Source organism: Agromyces capsici (genome assembly GCF_058349965.1).
Genome location: NZ_JBYRET010000001.1, coordinates 252,835 through 274,604 on the forward strand (window position 1 = coordinate 252,835; position 21,770 = coordinate 274,604).

The following is a 21,770-nucleotide window of genomic DNA, read 5'->3' on the forward strand; positions in this document are numbered from 1 at the left end:
CTCCTACTTGCGCTTCTTGCCGACGGTACGGCGGCGGACGATGAGCTTGTCGCTCTCCTTGTTGGGGCGACGGGTGCGGCCCTCGGGCTGACCCCACGGGCTCACCGGGTGACGACCACCGGAGGTCTTGCCCTCACCACCACCGTGCGGGTGGTCGATCGGGTTCATCGCGACACCGCGGACGGTCGGGCGGACGCCCTTCCAGCGCTTGCGGCCGGCCTTGCCCCAGTTGATGTTCGACTGCTCGGCGTTGCCGACCTCGCCGACGGTCGCGCGGCAGCGCGCGTCGACGTTGCGGATCTCGCCCGACGGCAGGCGGAGCTGCGCGTAGGGGCCGTCCTTCGCCACGAGGCGGACGGACGCACCGGCCGAGCGTGCGAGCTTGGCGCCGCCACCGGGGCGCAGCTCGATCGCGTGCACGACGGTACCGGTCGGGATGTTGCGCAGCGGCAGGTTGTTGCCGGGCTTGATGTCGGCGCTGGGGCCCGACTCGATCGGGTCGCCCTGCTGGAGCTTGTTCGGCGCCAGGATGTAGCGCTTGGTGCCGTCCACGAAGTGCAGCAGCGCGATGCGCGCGGTGCGGTTCGGGTCGTACTCGATGTGCGCGACCTTGGCGGGCACGCCGTCCTTGTCGTTCCGACGGAAGTCGATGACGCGGTACTGGCGCTTGTGGCCGCCGCCGACGTGGCGGGTGGTGATGCGGCCCTGGTTGTTGCGGCCACCGGACTTCGACAGCGGGCGGAGCAGCGACTTCTCGGGCGTCGAGCGCGTGATCTCCGCGAAGTCGGCGACCGACGAACCGCGACGACCCGGGGTCGTGGGCTTGTACTTGCGAATAGCCATAGTGAGTTTCCTCTGCTCCTTAGCCGACAGCCGTGAAGATGTCGATCGAGCCGGACTTGAGGGTGACGATCGCGCGCTTGGTGTCCTTGCGCTTGCCGGTGCCGAAGCGCGTGCGACGCGTCTTGCCCTGACGGTTCAGGGTGTTGATCGAGGCGACCTGGACGTTGAAGATCTTCTCGATCGCGAGCTTGATCTCGGTCTTGTTCGCACGGGGGTCCACGATGAACGTGTACTTGCCCTCGTCGATCAGGTTGTAGCTCTTCTCCGAGACCACCGGCGCGACGATGATGTCGCGGGGGTCCTTGTTGTGCGCGGCGCTCATGCGGAGACCTCTTCCTTCTTGGCCTGCTTGGCGGCGATGAACGCCTCGAGCGCGGCCTGGCTGAAGACGATGTCGTCGGAGACGAGCACGTCGTAGGCGTTCAGCTGGTCGACCGGCAGCACGTGCACGGTCTCGATGTTGCGCACCGCGCGCTCCGAGAGCTCCTCGTCGCGGGTGAGCACGACCAGGAAGTGCTTGGCCGGCGCGATGCCGGCGAGCAGCGCCACGGCGTCCTTGGTCTTCGCGACGTCACCGGCGGCGAACGCCTCGACCGCGTGGACGCGGCCGCCGCGAGCGCGGTCGGAGAGCGCGCCGAGCAGGGCGGCGGCGATCATCTTCTTGGGGGTGCGCTGCGAGTAGTCGCGCGGCTGCGGGCCGTGGACGACGCCACCGCCGGTCATGTGCGGCGCGCGGATCGAGCCCTGGCGGGCGCGGCCCGTGCCCTTCTGCTTGAAGGGCTTGCGGCCGGCGCCGGAGACCTCGCCGCGGGTCTTGGTCTTGTGCGTGCCCTGGCGCGCGGCGGCGAGCTGGGCGACGACGACCTGGTGGATCAGCGGGACGTTGGTCTGCACGTCGAAGAGCTCGGCGGGCAGCTCGATCGAGCCGGACTTCTTGCCGGCGACGTCGAGGACGTCGATGGTGTTGGCGGTAGCCATGGACTACGCCCCCTTCACAGCGTTGCGGACGAACACGAGACGGCCGCGAGCACCGGGAACCGCGCCCTTGACGAGCAGCAGGCCCTTCTCGGCGTCGACGGCGTGCACGCGGAGGTTCAGGACGGTGACGCGCTCGCCGCCCATGCGGCCGGCCATGCGCATGCCCTTGAAGACGCGGCTCGGGGTCGACGACGCGCCGATCGAACCGGGCTTGCGGTGGTTGCGGTGGGAACCGTGCGAGGCGGAGACGCCCGCGAAGTTGTGGCGCTTCATGACACCGGCGAAGCCCTTGCCCTTGCTCGTGCCGACGACGTCGACGAGCTGGCCGGCCTCGAAGGTGCCGTCAACGGTGAGCTCCTGGCCGAGCGCGTACTCGGCGGCATCCGCGGTGCGGACCTCGGTGACGTGGCGGCGCGGGGTCACGCCGGCGGCGTCGAAGTGGCCGGTGAGCGGCTTGGTGACCTTGCGCGGGTCGATCGCGCCCGCGGCGATCTGGACGGCCGAGTAGCCGTCCTTCTCGGCGATGCGGAGCTGGGTGACCACGTTGGGGGCGATCTCGATGACGGTGACCGGGATGAGCTTGTTGTTCTCGTCCCACACCTGGGTCATGCCGAGCTTGGTGCCGAGCAGGCCCTTCACGTTCTTGGCAGTGGTGGACATGTCGTACCTCAGAGCTTGATCTCGATGTTGACGTCGGCCGGGAGGTCGAGACGCATGAGCGAGTCGACGGCCTTGGGCGTCGGGTCCACGATGTCGATGAGGCGCTTGTGGGTGCGCATCTCGAAGTGCTCGCGGCTGTCCTTGTACTTGTGGGGCGAACGGATGACGCACACCACGTTCTTCTCGGTCGGAAGCGGCACGGGGCCGACGACCGTGGCGCCCGCGCGGGTCACCGTGTCGACGATCTTGCGCGCCGAGGTGTCGATGACCTCGTGGTCATACGACTTCAGTCGAATGCGGATCTTCTGTCCCGCCATTGCTGACTCTCTCTCTGTCAAGGCGTCTTACCCCTTCCGAGGGCATCGGACGCCGCGTAGCCACTTCGTGTGAAGCACCACTGTTCTTCTGTCAAAGGCCGGTGATCGAGCCTGTCGAAACCACCCCGCGCTGCGGTGACCTCGACACGCTCGACCTTCGAGCCCCACCGACCCCCGCGCTCGGGCGTGTCGCACTCGCGAAACGGGCATGGCGGACCCATGCTCGAAATGGAGGTCGGTGTGTGCGTTCTGCTGCCCGCGGCCTAGCCTGACCCCCGGAGCACGCTCCGGGTGGCTATGCACTGCCTGGCAGTGATTCGAACGGCACGCAGCAGGGCACGCCGTTCGAAATGTTGAACTAGAAGAGTTTGCCACACGCGCGGGACGCGTGCAACCCGGGCGTGTCGCGGCCGTCGTGCTCACCGCATCCTCACAGTCAACGGGATGTCGCGCCATCCGCTGGGATGATGGAATCGACGCACGACCGAGGCGATCGGAGGACGCGATGACCGACCAGACGACCGAGCACCCGCATGCCGTGAGCGAGCGGATCGGACCGGGCAGCGTCTCGGTCACGAGGATCGGGCCGAGGCGCTACGAGGGCCTGAACGAACGGGGCGCGACCGTGCAGATCGGCGGCGCCGAACTCGAGGGCGAGCACTTCTCGCCCGGCGAGCTCCTGAAGCTCGCGCTGGCCGGGTGCGTGGGGCTCAGCGTCGATCGGGTGGCCGCGCGGCGGCTCGGCGACGAGTACGCCATGACCGTGTGGGCGCACGGCCGGTCCGACGGCGAGTCCAACCGCTACCAGGAGATCGCCGAGGAGGTCATCGTCGACCTGTCGTCCCTCGACCAGGAGGACCGCGAGAAGCTCGTCGGCATCATGGCGCGGGCGATCGAGAAGGGCTGCACCGTCGGACGCAGCGTCGAGGGCGCGATCGACGTCGCCACCGACATCGACGGCACCCGCGTCGACGCGCACTGAGCAGGGACGACGAAGGGGGCCGGGCCCGAAGGCCCGACCCCCTCACGATGTCGCGATCGCGAAGACTACTTGATGATCTTCGTGACGGTACCGGCGCCGACCGTGCGGCCACCCTCGCGGATGGCGAAGCCGAGGCCCTCCTCCATGGCGATCGGCTGGATGAGCTCGACCGTCATGTCGGTGGTGTCGCCGGGCATGACCATCTCGGTGCCCTCGGGCAGCGTGATGACGCCGGTGACGTCGGTGGTGCGGAAGTAGAACTGCGGGCGGTAGTTCGCGTAGAACGGGTTGTGACGCCCGCCCTCCTCCTTGGAGAGGATGTACGCGGTGCCCTCGAAGTTCGTGTGCGGGGTGACCGAGCCGGGGGCCACGACGACCTGGCCGCGCTCGACGTCCTCGCGCTTGGTGCCGCGGAGCAGGAGACCGCAGTTCTCGCCGGCCCAGGCCTCGTCGAGCTGCTTGTGGAACATCTCGATGCCCGTGACCGTGGTCTTCTGCGTCGGGCGGATGCCGACGATCTCGACCTCGGAGTTGATCTTCAGCGTGCCGCGCTCGGCGCGGCCCGTGACGACCGTGCCACGACCGGTGATGGTGAAGACGTCCTCGATGGGCATGAGGAACGGCTTGTCCTTGTCGCGCACCGGGTCGGGGATCGACTCGTCGACGGCCTCCATGAGGTCGAGGATCGACTGGGTCCACTTCTCGTCGCCCTCGAGCGCCTTGAGGCCCGAGACGCGGATGACCGGAGCGTCGTCGCCGGGGAAGCCCTGCGAGGAGAGGAGCTCGCGGACCTCGAGCTCGACGAGCTCGAGGATCTCCTCGTCGTCGACCATGTCGGCCTTGTTCAGCGCGACGAGCAGGTAGGGCACGCCGACCTGCTTGGCGAGCAGCACGTGCTCACGCGTCTGCGCCATGGGGCCGTCGGTCGCCGCGACCACGAGGATCGCGCCGTCCATCTGAGCCGCACCGGTGATCATGTTCTTGATGTAGTCGGCGTGACCCGGGGCGTCGACGTGCGCGTAGTGGCGCTTCGGCGTCTCGTACTCGACGTGCGAGATGTTGATCGTGATGCCGCGCTGGCGCTCCTCGGGAGCCGAGTCGATCGACGCGAAGTCGCGCTGCACGTTGGTGGCCGACGGGTACTTGTCGGCGAGCACCTTCGAGATCGCCGCGGTGAGCGTCGTCTTGCCGTGGTCGACGTGACCGATCGTACCGATGTTGACGTGCGGCTTGGTCCGCTCGAACTTGGCCTTAGCCACTGTGGGTCCTCCTCAGGATCCGTGTAGCAGCACCGGGCGCCGGATTGCGACCGGTGAGCTACGGGGGTTGTGTTGTTATGTTACGCGAACCTGTCGGCTCGTGCGTTCGGGCGCTACTCGCCCTTGTTCTTCTGGACGATCTCGTCGGCCACGGCCTTCGGGACCTCCGCGTAGCTCTCGAACTCCATCGAGTACACGGCGCGGCCCGAGGTCTTGGACCGCAGGTCGCCGATGTAGCCGAACATCTCCGAGAGCGGGACGTGCGCACGCACGACCTTCACGCCGGCAGCGTCCTCCATGGACTGGATCTGGCCGCGACGCGAGTTCAGGTCGCCGATGACGTCGCCCATGTACTCCTCGGGAGTACGGACCTCGACGGCCATCAGCGGCTCGAGCAGGACGGGGTTCGCCTTCCGAGCGGCCTCCTTGAAGCCCATCGAACCGGCGATCTTGAACGCCATCTCCGAGGAGTCGACGTCGTGGGCCGCGCCGTCGAGCAGGATGCCCTTGACGCCGACCATCGGGTAGCCGGCCAGGATGCCGTACTGCATCGCGTCCTGGAAGCCGGCGTCGACCGAGGGGATGTACTCGCGCGGAACGCGGCCACCCGTGACCTTGTTCTCGAACTCGTACGTCTTGTCGCCCTCGAGCTCGAGGGGCTCCAGCGCGAACTGGATCTTCGCGAACTGGCCCGAGCCGCCCGTCTGCTTCTTGTGCGTGTAGTCGTGCTTCTCGACCGCGCGCTTGATCGTCTCGCGGTAGGCCACCTGCGGCTTGCCGACGTTGGCCTCGACCTTGAACTCGCGCTTCATGCGGTCGACGAGGATGTCGAGGTGCAGCTCGCCCATGCCCTTGATGACCGTCTGGCCGGTCTCCTGGTTGAGCTCGGTGCGGAAGGTGGGGTCCTCCTCGGCGAGCTTCTGGATCGCCGTGCCGAGCTTCTCCTGGTCGGCCTTGGTCTTCGGCTCGATCGCGACCTCGATGACCGGGGCCGGGAACGTCATCGACTCGAGCACGACCTGGTTGTCGGGGTCGCACAGCGTGTCGCCCGTGGTCGTGTCCTTGAGGCCGATGACGGCGTAGATGTTGCCCGCGGTGACCGAGTCGACCGGGTTCTCCTTGTTGGCGTGCATCTGGAAGATCTTCCCGATGCGCTCCTTCTTGCCCTTGGTCGAGTTGATGACCTGGCCGCCGGAGTCGAGGTGACCCGAGTACACGCGGATGTAGGTGAGGCGACCGAAGAACGGGTGCACCGCGACCTTGAACGCGAGCGCCGCGAAGGGGTCGTTCGCGTCGGGGTGGCGCTCGATGACCTCGTCCTCGTTGCGCGGGTTGCGTCCTTCGACGGCCGGCACGTCGAGCGGCGACGGCAGGAAGTCGACGACCGCGTCGAGCATGGGCTGCACGCCGCGGTTCTTGAACGCCGAGCCGCAGAGCACGGGGTAGATCTCGGAGTTGACCGTGAGCTTGCGGATGGCGCCCTTGATCTCGGCGACCGTGAGCTCCTCGCCGCCGAAGAACTTCTCGAGCAGCGCGTCGTCGGTCTCGGCGACGGTCTCGAGCAGCTGCTGGCGGTACTCCTCGGCCTTGTCCTTGAGGTCGGCCGGGATCTCCTGCACCTCGTACTTGGCGCCCATTGTCACGTCGCCCTTGGCGTCGCCGGGCCACACGAGGGCCCGCATCTCGATGAGGTCGATGACGCCGATGAAGTCGTTCTCGGCGCCGATCGGCAGCTGCAGCACGAGCGGCTTGGCACCGAGGCGCTTGACGATCGTGTCGACCGTGAAGTAGAAGTCCGCGCCGAGCTTGTCCATCTTGTTGACGAAGCAGATGCGGGGGACGTTGTACTTGTCGGCCTGGCGCCACACGGTCTCGGACTGGGGCTCGACGCCCTCCTTGCCGTCGAAGACGGCGACCGCGCCGTCGAGCACGCGCAGCGAGCGCTCCACCTCGACGGTGAAGTCGACGTGGCCGGGCGTGTCGATGATGTTGACCTGGTTCTTGTTCCAGAAGCAGGTGACGGCGGCCGACGTGATCGTGATGCCGCGCTCCTTCTCCTGCTCCATCCAGTCGGTGGTCGAGGCGCCGTCGTGCGTCTCGCCGATCTTGTGGTTGACGCCCGTGTAGAACAGGATGCGCTCGGTGGTGGTGGTCTTGCCGGCATCGATGTGCGCCATGATGCCGATGTTGCGGACCTTGCTCAGGTCGGTGAGCACGTCAAGTGCCACGGGGTTCCTCCGTTGATCGGGAAGGTGAGTTGGGGGGTGAGCGGATGCCGCGTGGCCGCCGCGAGCACGTCGGCCCGCGGCATCCGCTCGGCCCGCTACCAGCGGTAGTGGGCGAAGGCGCGGTTCGACTCGGCCATCTTGTGGGTGTCCTCGCGGCGCTTGACCGCGGCACCGAGGCCGTTCGACGCGTCGAGGATCTCGTTGGTGAGACGCTCGGTCATGGTCTTCTCGCGGCGGGCCTTGGCGTAGCTGGTGAGCCAGCGCAGCGCCAGGGTGTTCGCGCGGTGGGGCTTGACCTCGACGGGGACCTGGTAGGTCGAGCCGCCGACGCGGCGCGACCGGACCTCGAGCGTGGGGCGCACGTTGTCGAGGGCCTTCTTCAGGACCGCGACGGCGTCCTGGCCGGACTTGTTCGCGACGTTCTCGAGCGCCTCGTAGACGATGCGCTGCGCGAGGTCCTTCTTGCCGTCGATGAGGATCTTGTTGACGAGCTGGCTGACGACCGGCGAACCGTAGACCGGGTCGGCGACGACGGGGCGCTTCGGAGCGGGACCCTTGCGAGGCATTACTTCTTCTCCATCTTCGCGCCGTAGCGGCTACGAGCCTGCTTGCGGTTCTTCACGGCCTGCGTGTCGAGCGCGCCGCGGATGATCTTGTAGCGCACACCGGGGAGGTCCTTCACACGACCGCCGCGGACGAGCACCATCGAGTGCTCCTGCAGGTTGTGGCCCTCACCGGGGATGTAGGCGGTCACCTCGGTGCCGTTCGAGAGCTTCACGCGGGCGACCTTGCGCAGGGCCGAGTTCGGCTTCTTCGGGGTGGTGGTGTACACACGCGTGCACACGCCGCGCTGCTGGGGGTTGGCCTTCAGGGCGGGCGCCTTGGTCTTGGTGACCTTGGGCGAGCGACCCTTGCGGACCAACTGCTGAATGGTTGGCACTGCTTCTCCTTGTTGTGCTGCACGGTGACAGCTCTGATGGATTTCACATCACGACCCACCGGCACCGCCGAGCGGCGGAGCCTGTTGGTGGTGGGTATGCCGTGGGGGCGGCCGGGTCATGTCGAGCCGACGCCCTGCGTGCGGACTGCCCGAACCCGCTCCCCGTCCGCGGAACTCCGCGGGCATGGTGCGAGCGCGCGGCAAGGCGCACACCCGCTCAATGGTAATGCGGCGCCATCACCCGGTCAAATGGGCGCCGGCCCGGAGGGCACGCCGTGAGCGAACGCCGGCCCGCCCCGCCCGACCGCGGCCGAGCCTAGTTCGGCCAGCCCGGCGCGTCGAGTTCGCGGTCGAGGTCGGCGAGCATCTCGGCAACCTGCGGCTCGACGTGACGCTCGACCGCGGCGGCGATGCGGGCGCGGTGCTGGGCGAGTTCGACGCAGATGCGGCGGCCGAGCTGCTTGGCGAACTCGTCGGCCATGCGCACCTCCTCGCGCAGCGCCTCCTTCTCCTGCGGCGTGAACGGTCGGGGCGCCGGTTCGGCGGACTCGGCCGCGGCATCGGCCTCGAGGCCCTGCAGCGTGAAGAGGAACGGCTGGTCGGGCACGGGCTCGGGGTCCAGGTCGAGTCCCAGGAACTCCGGGTCGAGGCCCTCCCCCGCGCGATACGGCCGTCGCGCCTTGCGTTCCTCGGCGAGCCGGATCTCGCGGTGCAGCATGGGCAGGTTGCGGGCCGTGTAATCGTCGACGGCGGCGTCGATGATGCCCTTCATGCGCATCGAGAAGGCGTGCTGCACGGGGTGCGGCACGTCGACGTCGAGGCCGGCGGCGGCGAGGATCGGCGAGCCGAAGCACCGCGTGCAGAGGCGCACGCGACCGCGGTGCGTGCCCGGACGCCAGCGCGGCAGCCACGCGAGCCAGCGGTCGACCTCGTGGCTGACACGGGCCTCGACCGATCCCTCCACGCGGTTCACCCTAGTGCCGGGTCGCCTCGGCCGGGCGCAGGCGGTGAACGGATGTCACGATGCGCCGCGTCGCGTCACTCCCCGTCGTCGCGCTCCCACGGCCAGCGCGGGCGCTCGACGCCGCCCTGCTGCGCCCGCGCGGTGACGGCGGCGAGGAGCGCGACGAGCGCGCCCGTGACGGGGATGATCACGCCGAACCCGGCCGTCATGAACGACAGGGCGAACAGCAGGGCGGCGAGGATCGTGCCGGTGGATGCCGCGTACGCGACGGTCGCGGCGAGCACCCCGGCGGCCCAGGTGACGAGCAGGGCGAGCCCGGCGAGGCTCCACGGGCGCACTCCGCGCGTGAGCCCGAACCCGAGCAGCAGGAGCAGGGCGAGCACCGAGACGCCGACCGTGATGGGACCGACGAGGCGCCCCGCCGCCGGATCGGCGATCGGATCGGCCTCGGCCAGCAGGCTCACGAACCCGAACGCCGCGACGATGAGCGCGAGGTGCAGCGCGGCCGCGAATCCCGCGACGGTCCACGCGGAGGCCGAGTTCGACGCCATCCTCCGAGCGTACGCCGCCGCAGACGACGGACGGCGGGGCGGGACCCTCGTGGTCCCGCCCCGCCGTCGTGCCTCGCTCGGGGTCAGCGCCCGGCGAGCTGCTGGTCGAGGTCCTGGATCGCCTGCATCATGCCGCGCAGCGCCTCGCCCATCTCGCCGATGCCGTCGACGGCCGACTTCAGGCCGGTGGTGAGCTCCTCGTAGCCCTGGCCGAACTTGCCGGACGCGTGCTGGGTCTTGAAGTCGTTGCCGAGCAGGTTGTCGACGGAGCTCTTCAGCTGGTCGAGCTGCGACTGGATGTCGTCGCGCGCGTCGGACAGCTTGCTCGCCATCGCCTCCATCTCGCCGTACGAGGCGCCGAAATCTGCGGCCATCGTGGAACCTTCCTTCGTTCGGGATCGTCGCCCGCGACTGCGAGCCGGTGTCCCCAGCCTACGGACGGCGCCGCGACGGGGACATGGGGAGCGCTCCCCACGCTGCGCTCAGCGCGGGCGCGACGCGAGCGCGGCCTCGAGCCCTGGCGAGGCGGCGACCGCGGTCAGGGTGAGGACGAGTTCGCCGGGGAGCGCCGCGCGGCGCGGCGCGGGGATCCCGCGCTCCTCGAGGAGGCGGTACGCGGCCGCGAGGTCGGTCTCGACGCGTTCGCGCTCGGCCGGGTCGACCTCGGCCCATGCGGCACCGAGCTGCGCGATCGCCTCGGCGAGGATCTCGTTGCCGGCCTCGGCCTGGGTCTCGGCGAACCGCTCCATGCGGCGCCGCGTCGCCGCGCGCTGCTCGGGCGAGGCGCCCAGCGCGACGACCGTGGCCGCCGCAGCGACGCCCGCGAGCGCGAGGAGACCGGCGACCGCGACGGCGAACATGCCGACGGTGGCCAGGGTGACGCCGCCGAGCACGGCGCTCATCGCGAGCGCGGCGAGGCACAGCGCAGCGGCGCTCCACACGGTCGCCATCACGCCCGTGGTCGGCGCGGCGTCGCGCCGCAGCGGCAGGAGTGCGAGGGCGATGAGCACGGCTGCGGCCCAGACGAGGCCGGTGATCCACGGCAGCACGTCGACGGCGTCGAACACCGCGCGGCCGAGGTGGAACGCCGCAGCGAAGCAGGCCGCGAGCACGCCGCCGATGAGTGCGGCGGTGCGCCCGCCCGACCGTCCGAGCTCGGCGGCCGCGCTGCCGTCGCGCTTCCCGAGGTCGGCGAGGCCGCCGGCGCGTGACGCGCGGAGGGCGGCCACCGTCGCGGCGACGCGCGCGTCGACCTGCTCGGCGTACCGCGGGACGGCGGCGACGGCGGCTCGGTCGAGCCCGCTCAGCCGATACTCGACGTCGGCGCCGCGTGCGGCGCCCGCCCAGGCCGCGGCCGGGCCGTCGACCGTCACGCGACCACCCGCAGCGAGCCCACCACCGGGTCGGCGAACCGCTGCATGGTGCCGATCACCTCCCGATGGGCGGGCTCGGAGAAGACCAGGCCGAGGAGCCCGGGGAGCACGAGTCCGTACGAGATGCCCGCGAGCGTCGCGCCCGCGCCGTCGGGTCGCTCCGTCACGTAGGCGATGCGGTAGCCGTGCGGCACCGACTCGGTCTCGAACTCCTCGACGACGGGGTCGCCGAGGAGTTCCTCCTCCGGGAGCATCCAGTCCATCGACTCCGACGCGATCGCCTCGGCGTCGACGCCCTCGGGCAGCGCCCGCAGCGTCGCGTGCAGCACGCCGGTCATCGGCATGGTCGTCGGCCGGAAGTACAGCGACGTGTCGATCCCGGCGCGCCGTCGGCCGAGCGCCTCCCGGGCCGCCGCCTCGAGCTCGTCGCCGTAGGCGGCGAGCGGCCCGTGGGCGTACGCCGCGCGCTGCTCGGCCAGCCAGAGCCCGTCGGCTTCGGCGTCAGGGCCCGGCATGATCGACCACGTGTCGCCCGGGTAGACGAGCTCGAACCTCATGCGCCGCTCCAGCGGAAGGTCGACAGGATCGCGTCGGCGAGCACGCCCGCGGCGCGCACGGTCTCGTCGTCGAGGCGCTCGCCTGCTGCGGCCGACGGGATCACCGCGCTGAACAGCAGCGCCTCGCGCCGCTCGGTCCCGGGCACGGCGACGAGGTAGTCGAACGAGCGGACCGCGACCTCGCCGCCCGGCACGCGATGCGCGTGCTCCTCCTCCCAGCGGAGGATCACGCCGTCGTCGCCGAGGGTCCGCGCGCCCCGGTCGCGCCGGAGCGCGGCCACGTGCGGGTCGAGCGGGCCGCCGCCCGGCGCGGAGAGCCGGACCGCGGTGATCGACAGCGGGAAGAGCTCGTCGGCGGGGACGTCGGCCGGGTAGATCAGGCGGACCGGCTCGCGCCGGAGGAACTCGTCGGCGGCACGGTCGAGCATCGACTGGAACTGCACGTCGAGGTCGGGCCGATGCGCGGACCGGAGGACCGCGGAGGTCCGGGCGGTGAGGTCGGCGAACGCCTCGCGCGTGGGCGCGACCGAGACCCAGCCCCGCGGGAGCAGCAGCACGAACGGCGGGAGTCCGGGTCGCGATGCACCGGTCAGCTCGTCGCGCAGGCTCGGGATCATCGCCACGAGTCTACGGTCCGGTTCTGCTGGAACGTGCTCACCTGGTCGCTCGCCCAGTCGTACACGGAGTAGGCGGTGACCTGCGCCTGCCGGTATCCCCAGTGGAGGTCCCACGCGCCGGCGTTCGTCGCGGAGTCGCCGACCCCGAGCAGGCGGCCGAAGAACATGTCGGCCCCGTTGGTGAACTGCGTCTGCTGCCGCATGTAGGGCGCGCCCGAGATCAGCCGCTGGATCAAGCGGGAACCGCCGGTGGCGGCGTCGAAGCCGACGCCCGCGCTGCCCCAGTCGGCCCGGGCGAGGTCGTCGATGCGGCCGAGGTGCGTGCGGAGCGCGGCGAAGTCCTCACCGGCGAGCATCATGTTCCGGAACCCGGACAGGCGCGGGAACCGCGAGCCCGTGCTCGCGATCGAGCCGAGGTCGGCGAGCTTGCCGAGCTTGCCGAACGGGATGACGCCGATGATCGCCATCGTCAGGTCCTTGCCGTCCTTGCGGCCCTTGGCGAAGAGCACGACGGTGCCGAGCAGCGTGAGGATCGCGACGATCGTCGCGAGGGCCGCGATGAGCGGGCCGCCGACGATGAGGGCCGCCAGCACGAGCGCGATGCCGACGTACTCGAGCACGGTGACGAGCGCCTCGACGAAGGGCAGCACGTCGTCCCAGAAGCCATCCTCGACGCCGTCCTCGTTGGCGCCCTGGAGGCCCGCGAGCGCGGTGTCGTACGCGGCATCCCACGTGTCGTAGTACCCGTCGAAGCGGCGCGCGGCCTCCTCCCATTCCTCCTTCGCGGTCGCGAGCGACGAGTCGGCCGCCGCGGTGGCCGTGTCGCGCGCGTCGGTGCTGCCGTCGCTCCCCTCGGGCGTCTGCTCGGCCTCGTCGACGTCGGACGCACGCGAGCGCACGGCCTCCCAGAGCGACTCGCACTCGCCCGCGGCCCGGTTCAGCCCGGGAGCGACCTCGGCCACGACCTGCCCGTACGCCTTGAGCGCGGTGCCGCTCGGCGAGTACCGTTCGCCGGCCTTCTTCAGGTCGGCGTGCACCTCCTCGCCCTGCTCGCGCACGGCGTCGAGCGAGAGGCCCTTCCCGACCTGGCCGTCGACCATCATCTTCAGGGTGTCGGCGGCACGCAGCATCCGCTCGCCCAGGCTCTCGATCTGGTCGCCGCGCGCGACGATCGTCGAGCCGGTGTCGGCGATGCGGTCGATGTCGCGACCCTTGGGCGACTCGGGCATGCTGCGGTGGAAGTAGGCGGTGTTCCCCATGGCGGGCTCAGCCTCCGTTCTGCTCGAGGCTGGACTTCAGCTCGAGGTCGAGCTGCTCCCAGGCGTCCGTGACCCCCGCGACCTGCTCCTGCAGCTCGACGAGGTGGCCCCTGAGGGTCTCGCGCTTGTCGTCCCACGCGCCCTCGAACTCGTCGGCCGCGTGTCGCAGGCCCGTGCGCCCGAACGGGCGCCCGATGGCGTCGAGCAGGGAGTCCGTGCGCGAGCCGGCGTCCTCGAACTCGATCACGATGTCCTTCAGCGCCTGGTCCAGTTCGGCCATCGACGCGAGCGGGATCAGCACCTGGTCGCTCATCGTTCTCCTCTCGACCCCGTCACGCTAACGGCGGTCGGCCCCGCCGCGACATGGGGAGCGCTCCCCACCGGCCGCCCGGTCATCCGACCTGCGGCAGCTGCACGAGCGTCGCGCGCCCGTTCTGCACGAAGAAGCCGCGTCCCTCGGGGAAGTCCGAGCGCTTGACCTTCGGGAACGGCGTCTTGAACACCGCGTCGCCGTCGTACGCGTCGGGTCGCAGGGCGACCCCGCGTCGGCCCGCCTTGAAGTCGCCGACGAAGCCGAAGCCGCTCGAGAGGTTCGCGACATCCGCATCGCCCACCAGGAAGTGCTCGCTGCGGTTGACGGCCTGGAACAGCTCCTTGAGGGGGCGTTCGGCGTCGGAATCGGCGAACTGGGTGACGTTCTCGACCGCGATGAGGTAGCGGCCGGGCACCGCGGGGTCGCCGATCACGTCGACGAGCTCGCGCGCGAGCGCCTTGACCTCCTCGACGCTGGTCGCGCTGCGCATCCAGTCGGCATGCTCGGTCAGCGCGGCGCGGCGCCCGGCGAGGTGGAACAGCTTCACGTCGGGGTCGTGTCGGCGCACCGCGTCGATGACCGCGCGCATCGCGGTGGTCTTGCCGCTCTGCGGCGGACCCGTGATCGCGAACGTGCCGACCGGCTCGAAGCCGATCGGCGCGAGCGTGTCGTCGGAGAGGCCGAGCGCGGGTTCGCCCGCGACCGACGGCGGCAGCTGCGCGAGGTCGAACGACGCCGGCAGCGCGCGGACGGGCGCCGCCTCGAGCACGCCCGCCCCGCGGAGCCGTGCCGCGAGCGCCTCGAGCGCCTTCGTCTGCTCGGCGACGTTCGCGGTGCCGCCGAGCACGCCGACCTGCGTCTCGAGCCCGTCGACGATCGCGCGCCCGGGCGCCGAGCGCTCGTCGAGCACGTCCTTCGGGACGCCGAGCACCTGGTAGCCGCTCTCGTCGGAGAGCCGGAGCACGATGCGCCGGGTCACGTTGGCGCTCACCGCGGTCGGCACGGCCCCGGCGCGGTCGGCGGTCGCGACGACGTGCACGCCGAGCGGCCGGCCCTCGGCGAGCATGCGCATGACGACGTTGTAGAACGGCATGCGCACGGTCGTCGAGTCCCAGTCGGCCTTGAACTGCGCGAAGCCGTCGATGAGCAGCAGCACGCGGGCTTCCCGGATGCCGGTGAGTTCGCGGTACTCGGACAGGCTCGCGGCGTTCGCGGCGCTGAACGCGCGCCCGCGGCGGTCGAGGAGCTCGTCGAGCGTGCGCAGCAGTCGCTGGACGCGTTCGGGATCGTCGCCCGCGACGATCGAGCCGACGTGGGGCAGCGCCTCGAGCGAGCGGAGCGCCCCCGACCCGAAGTCGAGCCCGTACACCTCGGCCGGGCCGACCTCGGGCCGCATGCCGATCGACACGGCGAGGGTGCGCAGCAGCGTCGACTTCCCCGCGCCGCTCGTGCCGTAGACCAGCATCGCGCCGTCGCGGTCGGGTGCGAACGACAGGGGCGCCTGCAGCTGGCGCTCCGGGATGTCGGCGAGACCGAAGACGATCTCACCGTCGCCGCGCATGGGCAGGTCCTCGATCGCGACCGTGGCGGCGAGGTCGTCGAGCCAGGGGCGCCGGGGCGGCGGGATGGCGGCGGCGCCCGCCGCCCGGATGAAGGCGTCGACCATCCGCTTCTGGTCGTTCGGTCCCGGGTCGCCGTCGAGCGCGTCGCGGTCGGGCCCGCCATCGCGCTCCCAGACGACCGTGGAGCCGAACCGGAGCTCGGCGAGGCGCACGTCGGCGGTCTCGGGCTCGTCGCTCGTCCATCCGCCCGCGTAGGCGGACTGGAACGGCACGAGCCGCCCCGGACCGGTCTTCGCGATGCCGCGCCCCGGGATCGACGGGTCGAAGCCCGCCGCGACCGCGTCGCCGACGACGTCGCGGGAGTCGGACTCGTCGGCCATGCGCAGCGCGACGCGCAGGTTGGTGTTCGCGCGCAGGTTGTCCTTGATGACGCCGGCCGGACGCTGGGTCGCCATGATGAGGTGGATGCCGAGCGAGCGGCCGCGCTGGGCGATGTCGACGACGCCGTCGACGAACTCGGGCACGTCGCCCGCGAGCGCCGCGAACTCGTCGATCACGATCACCAGCGCGGGCGGGGTCTCGGGATCCTGCCGCTTCTCGAGCTCGAGGAGGTCCTTGGCCTTCTTGCGGTTGAACAGGTGCTCGCGATGGTGCAGCTCGGCCCGCAGGCTCGTGAGCGCGCGGCGCACGAGGTGCGGGCTGAGGTCGGTGACGAGCCCGACGCAGTGCGGGAGCTCGACGCAGTCGGCGAACGCCGAGCCGCCCTTGTAGTCGACGAAGAGGAACGTGACGCGGTCGGGGCTGTACTCGGCCGCCATCCCGAGCACCCACGCCTGCAGGAACTCGGACTTGCCGGCGCCCGTGGTACCGCCGACGAGGGCGTGCGGGCCCTGCGTGCGGAGGTCGAGCGTCATCGCGTCGGGGCTGCCCTGCCCGACGAACGCCTTGAGCGAGCCGGCGCGCTTGAGTCGCGGCAGCGTCGCGCCCGACCGGTCGATGATCGACGCGTTCTGACGCCAGCGCTCGACGACGCTCTCGGCGTCGCGGGCCATGTCGTCGCCGATGAGCGAGAGCATCGAGACGCTGCGCGGCAGGTCGCTGGAGTCCTCGACCACGGTGCTCGCGTCGACGACCGGGGCGAGCCGGCGCGCGAACACCTCTGCGTACCGCATGGAGACGCCCTCGACCGCGACCTCCGTGTACTCGACGCCCGATCGCACGACGCCGACGCATGCGTGGTCGAGCCCGTCGGTGACGTCGACGTAGGTCCGGCAGGCCGCCGGCAGCGACGCGACCGTCGGCGCGACGAACACGGCGTGGATGCCGACCTCGGCGCCACGCTCGATGAGCTGGACGAGGCGCGGACGGTCGACGGGCGCGTCGGCCGAGACGATGAGCACGAGCGCCGAGTCGGGGCGGGCCTCCTCGCGGATTCCGCCGGGGGCGCCCACCCTCGACCCGCGGGCCATCGAGGTGTCGTCGTCGGCGAGCGGACCGCGGCGCACGGGCGCCGCGTGGAGGCGGGCGAGGATCAGCTCCTCGAGGGCGCTCAGCAGGGCGGCGCCCGCCGAGGGGCTGTCGGCCAGGGCCGCGCCGGCGACGGGGTTGCGCTCGCCCGAGGTGTGCGGCAGCCACTTGAGCCAGTCGAGCTCGCGGCTCCAGGCGGGGTCGACGATCGCCGCGGCGACCACGTCGTTCGGGGCGTGCAGTCCGAACAGCTGCACGGCCACGCCGCGCAGCGCGTCGGCGGCGAGGTTCGCCGGACCGGCGATGCCGAGCGCGCCCGAGCTCGAGAGCACCTCCATGACGGGCACGTCGTCGATCTCGCGGTATCGCTCGCGCAGCAGGTCGACCTGCCGGGCGTACTTCGGGATGCCGGGCATGGAGCCGTCGGAGTCGCGCACGGAGTTGCGGGAGCGCGCGCGACCCACCCCGAGGCGCAGCGCGAGGAAGTTCCAGTGCTCGGGACGCCGCGTCCACAGCAGCGGACCGAGCCGCATCGCCTGCTCGTAGACCGTCGCGACCGGCGGGGTCTCCTCGTGCCGGCGCTCGCGCTCGACGCGACGCTCGCGCTCGAGGGTCTCCTCGAGCTGCTCGAGCTGCACCTCGAAGGTCTCGATCTCGCGCTGCAGCTTCTTGCCGCTGCCCATGCGCTGGCCCAGGTAGTTGGCGAGCAGCATGATCGGCGTGAGCGCGACGATGAGCAGCGACGCCGGACGCTGCGTGATCGCGAAGATGCCGAGCCCCATCAGCACGGGCGACGCGATCATCGGCCACGGGAACAGGCGCGGGTTCTCCTCGCTCGGCACCCGCGGCTCCGGATGGGCCGTGCCGGGGTAGCGCGCCTCGACGCGCGGCGACCGGTTGAACATGAGCGCGCCGCCGCGCTCGAGCACCGGGTCGGACGCGGCATCCGTGCCCGCGAGCATGCTGAACGAGACGACCGTGTCGCCGATCGTGACGCGCACCCCTGGGAGCGCCCGCACGCGGGCGACGGGGCCGCCGTCGACGAGCAGGCCGTTCGCGGAGTTGAGGTCGACGACCTCGACCGCCTGGTCGACCTCGACCCGTGCGTGCCGCTTCGACACGAGCGGGTCGGCGAGCACCACGTCGGCGTCGGCCGCACGGCCGATCACCCCGTGGCCCCGGCGCAGCGGGAACTCGCGGCCCGCGTCGGGGCCCGAGTGCACGTGCATGGTCGCGACTGGCGCGTCGCCGGCTGCCGTGCGGGCCGCCGGCGAGACGACGGCCGCGTTGAACCCGGAGCCGATCGGCGCGTCGGCCGCCAGCGTGCCGGGATCGAGCACGACGGGCTCCGACGAGGTCGGCGGCGCGACGGCCAGCGTGAGCGGGCCGTCGTGGCGCGGCAGGTGCGCCGCGGCGGGGTCGGTCTCGGCGACGGCGCGGGCCACGTCGCCCACGGTCGCGGTGGCGTCGGCGGTCACAACCACGTCGACACCGGGGCCGCTCTGGCGGCGCAGGCCGAGCTTGAGCTTCACGCGCCGACCTCCTCGACCCGGAACTCGATGCCGCCCAAGCGCACCGACGCGCCGACCGGGACGGCGTGGGGCACGCCCGGCTCGAGCACCTGCACCGCGCCGTCGGGGCCGACGACTTCGGTGCCGTTGCTCGACCACCGATCGGTCACGCGCACGCCGCGCGCGTCGACCTCGACCGCGGCGTGCGTCTTCGACAGGCCCATCGAGGCGTCGACCAGCGGCAGCAGCGCGGCGTCGCCGGGGTCGCCCTCGGCGAGTGCGGGGCTGCGCCCGAGCAGGGTGGTGCCGGATGCCGCGAGCCGGGCGCCGTCGGCGAACACGAGCGTGGCCGAGGTCGGCGCGGGGGCGGGAGTCGGAGCGGGGGTCGGCGCGGGCGCCGGAGCGCCGGCCGGCGCGGCGACCACGCCCCAGCTCGACCGGGCGGCCGGGATGAACGTGCGCTCGTCGATCGCACGGTCGGTCGCGAGCGACGGCAGGGCCGGCCGCTCGGCGAAGGGTTCGGCCTCGACCCGGCGGCGGGCATGGCGGAGCGCCTTCGCGTCGAACGGGTCGAGCCCGCGCCGCACGTCGACGACCCAGCACCGGCCCACGCGGTCGAGCCAGCTCCTCCCCCGTCCCTCCGGATCCCACAGCCCCGACGCGAAGCACAGTGCCGGTCCGGCCACGGGGAGCACGACCTGCGACGCCCACAGCACGAGGGCGCGCAGCACCACGCGCCAGAAGCCGGGCCGCGCGAACGTGGCGACGCCGACCGAACGGAGGCCGAAGGCCGCCTTGCCGATCGTGACGCCGCGCCGCCCGTGCAGCGCGAGCTGCGTGATCCCGAGCACGGCGACCAGGCCCTGGCCGACGGCGACGAGCATGAGCGGGCCGGCGAGCGCCGCGACATCCGCCGCCCGCAGCTGCCCGCCGCCGGCGAGCACGGCCGGCACGAGCTGCACCCAGCCGAGGATCGCCGGCAGGGAGGCGACCGCCCAGGCGGCCGCATCGAGCGCGAACGCCGCCGATCGGCGCCCCGACGGCGCAGGAACGAGCCCGAGCGCCTCGGCGTAGGCCGAGTCGGGCCGCCCGTCGGGACCGACCCCGTGGATCGGGTCGTCGGCGTGCATCGTGATGCTCAACAGCGCTCCTCGGGTATGCAGGGTCAGGGAGCCACCCAAGCAGGCCGGGTGTGCCACGTCGATGGGGAGCGCTCACCATGCGCGCCCGGTGTTCGAGCGTAGCGAACCGGATGCCGCGCCTCAGCGCGTGATCGGCTGCGGTCCCGCCGCGAGCTGCCGCTCGTACTCCTCGCGCGCCTGCCGGTTCCGCTCACCGACCGTGCGACCGCGCGCCGCGATCCAGCCGCCGAACCAGATCGGCAGCTCGCGCGCGACGACGAACGCGATGATGGCGAACGGGTCCAGCCAGCGCTGGGCGACGAAGTCGGCCGCGTCGGCCGGCGTGAACTGCCAGGCGGCGACCGTGAGCAGTGCGCCGCCGATGTAGGACAGGTAGACGACCACGCCGACGAGGAGGCCGAACACGGCCCAGGTCCACCACGCCGCGCGGTTGAGGATGAGCGCGAGCACGGCGAAGGCCAGGAAGAAGAAGATGACGGGGATCCAGAACACGGGCTGTGCGAGGAACTCGGTGAACACGCCGATACCGTCGCCCCGGCCGGCCCCGTAGCCGTTGATCGCGAGGTAGGAGACGCCCGCGTACAAGAACGCGAACGCCGCCGTGGCGATGAGTCCGACGAGGACGCCGAAGCCGCGGTTGCCGCGGGTCCGCGGCACCGGGGGCGCCTGCACGTAGATCGCCTGCGGCGCCGGCGGGGCGGGCGCCGTCGGGGGCGCGGACGCGGCGGCCACTCCGGCCGCACCCGCGCCGGCGACGCCGACGGTCTCGGGCACCCCCGTCTCGCGCCGCACGTCCTCGGCGCGCACGGGCTCGGGGCTCCCGGCGAGGAGTTCGTCGCGCTGCATCGCGGTGGTGTCGGTGCGGTCGGCGGGGTCGGGGCTCTCGACCACGACGGGCGGGTGCTCCGCACGCGCGCGCTCGACCGCGGCGTCGAGCTCGGAACGGTCGTGCACCACGGTATCGCCCTCGGCGGGAGCGGACGCCGCGGCCTGGTCGGTGCCCGTGAACACTGGCTCGCTCGGAGGCGCTCCGGCGGCATCGCTCGGCGGGGGCACGGGCTGCTCGAGCCGGTCCACGCGCTCGGCGTCGTCGGCCGTCGGGTCGACCGAGGCCTGCGCCTCGGCCGGCGTCGGCGTCTCCTGCTCCGCCGCCGAATCGGGCACGCCGTCGCCGTCGAGGTCGCGCGCGTCGGGGTCGGATCCGGGAGTCGTGCTGCTCATCGTCCGCTCCTTCCGGGCAGCACCTCCTGCCCGTGGTGCGCTCACTCTAGCAACGCGCCCGACGCTCGACGCGGAACGCCGCGGCGCGGCTCAGGCGAAGAGCTGGGCGATGATGTCGGCCGTGTATCCGGTGACCGCCGGGCCGTCCCAGCGGGTCGCGATCCACAGGCCCTCGCGGATGAACTGGGACTCGCCGGCCGATCCCGCGGCGCCCTCCCACTCGCCGACGCAGCGCGTGCCATTCGACTCCTCGTAGCACTCGAGGCCGGCGGCCTGGAATGCGGCGATGGCGGCGGCCGCCTGCGCCTCGTCGACGGCGGCGACGTTCGTGACGAGGCCGATGCTGCCGTCGCCGGCCTCTGGCGGGAGCCAGCCGCACGTGAGCTGCGAGGTCTCCTGCAGCACGGGCAGTGCGGTCGCATCGCTCGTGCCGAACAGCGCCGGCGCGCCCTCGGCGCTCGACCACTCGGGGTTGAGCACGTAGTCCGGCTCGAACTCGCCCGACCAGTCCGTCGTGTAGATCGCGGCGCAGTCGGCCGGGATGCGGGGGTCGCGCACCGGCTCGGGCTCCGGCACGACGACGGGCGACGGGGCGAGCTGCTCGGACGGCGAGGGCCGGGACTGCGCGGTCGGCTCCGCCGATCCGCCGGCGGACGGCGGCGCGAGCAGCGCCACGAGGACCGCGCCGACGGCGATCACGAGGACGACCGCGGCGACGATGAGCCAGGTCAGGGGCCGGCGCAGGACGGGGACACTCTCGGGCATGTGGACTCCGGGTCGCGGGATCGGTGAGCAAGGTGACGACCGCCGCGATCCTAGCCCGCCGACCTGAGTGTCGGCACGTGCGGGCCGGGACGCCGTCGTCCGTGGGGTGGTGTGGTGGATGAGCGGATACGCCGACGGGCCCCGGGAATCCCGGGGCCCGTCGGGGTGCGGCGTGGGGGGGGAGGAGGGAGCGAGCACCCACGAAGAACCTCTCGGTTTCGAAAAGAGAGCGATCCCCCACAAAAAAAGCAAAAATCAAAA

The 21,770-nt window shown here is 71.7% G+C and carries 22 protein-coding genes; 1 reads left to right on the plus strand and 21 read right to left on the minus strand.

Annotated elements, in window-relative coordinates; translation table 11 throughout:
- Positions 1-3: 3 nt before the first annotated feature.
- From rplB to rpsJ, 5 genes are read right to left on the minus strand one after another with little or no spacing between them, the layout of a single operon-like run.
- Positions 4-843 carry a 50S ribosomal protein L2 gene (rplB, locus tag AC3RKB_RS01270; protein WP_491434165.1) on the minus strand — a complete coding sequence of 280 codons (840 nt, stop codon included), beginning with the start codon at positions 841-843 and terminating at the stop codon, positions 4-6.
- Between the two features lie 19 nt (positions 844-862).
- Positions 863-1,165, minus strand: a complete 303-nt coding sequence (rplW, locus tag AC3RKB_RS01275; protein ID WP_491434166.1) for a 50S ribosomal protein L23 — start codon at positions 1,163-1,165, stop codon at positions 863-865.
- On the minus strand, positions 1,162-1,821 hold the full coding sequence (gene rplD / locus AC3RKB_RS01280; RefSeq protein WP_491434167.1) for a 50S ribosomal protein L4: 660 nt from the start codon (positions 1,819-1,821) through the stop codon (positions 1,162-1,164). Before rplD ends, rplW begins: the two co-directional genes overlap by 4 nt.
- Before the next feature lie 3 nt (positions 1,822-1,824).
- Positions 1,825-2,481, minus strand: coding sequence for a 50S ribosomal protein L3 (rplC, locus tag AC3RKB_RS01285; protein ID WP_491434168.1), 657 nt, complete (start codon positions 2,479-2,481; stop codon positions 1,825-1,827).
- An 8-nt stretch (positions 2,482-2,489) separates the two neighbouring features.
- A complete protein-coding gene (gene rpsJ, locus AC3RKB_RS01290; protein ID WP_017201594.1) occupies positions 2,490-2,798 on the minus strand; it encodes a 30S ribosomal protein S10 in 309 nt (102 codons plus the stop codon).
- A 505-nt stretch (positions 2,799-3,303) separates the two neighbouring features.
- Here rpsJ and AC3RKB_RS01295 point away from each other — a divergent pair.
- A complete protein-coding gene (locus AC3RKB_RS01295; RefSeq protein WP_491434169.1) occupies positions 3,304-3,780 on the plus strand; it encodes an OsmC family protein in 477 nt (158 codons plus the stop codon).
- A 65-nt stretch (positions 3,781-3,845) separates the two neighbouring features.
- Here the strand turns inward: AC3RKB_RS01295 and tuf are convergent, their stop codons facing one another.
- The 16 genes from tuf to AC3RKB_RS01375 form a co-directional block, all read right to left on the minus strand.
- A complete protein-coding gene (tuf, locus tag AC3RKB_RS01300) occupies positions 3,846-5,039 on the minus strand; it encodes an elongation factor Tu (RefSeq protein ID WP_491434171.1) in 1,194 nt (397 codons plus the stop codon).
- 113 nt (positions 5,040-5,152) lie between these two features.
- Entirely contained in the window at positions 5,153-7,267 is a 2,115-nt protein-coding gene (fusA, locus tag AC3RKB_RS01305) for an elongation factor G (protein WP_491434173.1), read from the minus strand.
- A gap of 95 nt (positions 7,268-7,362) precedes the next feature.
- Positions 7,363-7,833: a 30S ribosomal protein S7 gene (gene rpsG, locus AC3RKB_RS01310; RefSeq protein ID WP_121477586.1), complete on the minus strand. Its 471-nt coding sequence runs from the start codon at positions 7,831-7,833 to the stop codon at positions 7,363-7,365.
- Positions 7,833-8,207 carry a 30S ribosomal protein S12 gene (gene rpsL / locus AC3RKB_RS01315; protein ID WP_022889720.1) on the minus strand — a complete coding sequence of 125 codons (375 nt, stop codon included), beginning with the start codon at positions 8,205-8,207 and terminating at the stop codon, positions 7,833-7,835. Before rpsL ends, rpsG begins: the two co-directional genes overlap by 1 nt.
- A gap of 316 nt (positions 8,208-8,523) precedes the next feature.
- Positions 8,524-9,171, minus strand: coding sequence for a spermidine/putrescine ABC transporter substrate-binding protein (locus AC3RKB_RS01320; RefSeq protein WP_491434174.1), 648 nt, complete (start codon positions 9,169-9,171; stop codon positions 8,524-8,526).
- A gap of 74 nt (positions 9,172-9,245) precedes the next feature.
- Entirely contained in the window at positions 9,246-9,722 is a 477-nt protein-coding gene (locus AC3RKB_RS01325; RefSeq protein ID WP_491434175.1) for a DUF6121 family protein, read from the minus strand.
- 83 nt (positions 9,723-9,805) lie between these two features.
- Positions 9,806-10,096: a WXG100 family type VII secretion target gene (locus AC3RKB_RS01330; RefSeq protein ID WP_229724797.1), complete on the minus strand. Its 291-nt coding sequence runs from the start codon at positions 10,094-10,096 to the stop codon at positions 9,806-9,808.
- Positions 10,097-10,204: 108 nt separating this feature from the next.
- Positions 10,205-11,095 carry a hypothetical protein gene (locus tag AC3RKB_RS01335; RefSeq protein WP_491434176.1) on the minus strand — a complete coding sequence of 297 codons (891 nt, stop codon included), beginning with the start codon at positions 11,093-11,095 and terminating at the stop codon, positions 10,205-10,207.
- A complete protein-coding gene (locus AC3RKB_RS01340) occupies positions 11,092-11,652 on the minus strand; it encodes a hypothetical protein (RefSeq protein WP_491434177.1) in 561 nt (186 codons plus the stop codon). The genes AC3RKB_RS01335 and AC3RKB_RS01340 overlap by 4 nt, the downstream gene beginning before the upstream one ends.
- The gene (locus tag AC3RKB_RS01345) at positions 11,649-12,269 is read right to left on the minus strand and encodes a hypothetical protein (RefSeq protein ID WP_491434178.1); all 621 of its coding nucleotides are present in this window, start codon (positions 12,267-12,269) and stop codon (positions 11,649-11,651) included. Before AC3RKB_RS01345 ends, AC3RKB_RS01340 begins: the two co-directional genes overlap by 4 nt.
- Positions 12,266-13,528, minus strand: a complete 1,263-nt coding sequence (locus AC3RKB_RS01350; protein ID WP_491434179.1) for a hypothetical protein — start codon at positions 13,526-13,528, stop codon at positions 12,266-12,268. The genes AC3RKB_RS01345 and AC3RKB_RS01350 overlap by 4 nt, the downstream gene beginning before the upstream one ends.
- A 7-nt stretch (positions 13,529-13,535) precedes the next feature.
- On the minus strand, positions 13,536-13,841 hold the full coding sequence (locus tag AC3RKB_RS01355) for a hypothetical protein (protein WP_491434180.1): 306 nt from the start codon (positions 13,839-13,841) through the stop codon (positions 13,536-13,538).
- 79 nt (positions 13,842-13,920) lie between these two features.
- A complete protein-coding gene (locus tag AC3RKB_RS01360; RefSeq protein WP_491434181.1) occupies positions 13,921-18,402 on the minus strand; it encodes a type VII secretion EssC family protein in 4,482 nt (1,493 codons plus the stop codon).
- Entirely contained in the window at positions 18,399-19,523 is a 1,125-nt protein-coding gene (locus AC3RKB_RS01365; protein WP_491434182.1) for an RDD family protein, read from the minus strand. Before AC3RKB_RS01365 ends, AC3RKB_RS01360 begins: the two co-directional genes overlap by 4 nt.
- A 120-nt stretch (positions 19,524-19,643) precedes the next feature.
- Positions 19,644-20,744 (minus strand): hypothetical protein, encoded by a 1,101-nt coding sequence (locus AC3RKB_RS01370; protein ID WP_491434183.1) that lies wholly within the window; start codon positions 20,742-20,744, stop codon positions 19,644-19,646.
- A gap of 90 nt (positions 20,745-20,834) precedes the next feature.
- Positions 20,835-21,509: a hypothetical protein gene (locus tag AC3RKB_RS01375; RefSeq protein ID WP_491434184.1), complete on the minus strand. Its 675-nt coding sequence runs from the start codon at positions 21,507-21,509 to the stop codon at positions 20,835-20,837.
- Between the last annotated feature and the right edge of the window lie 261 nt (positions 21,510-21,770).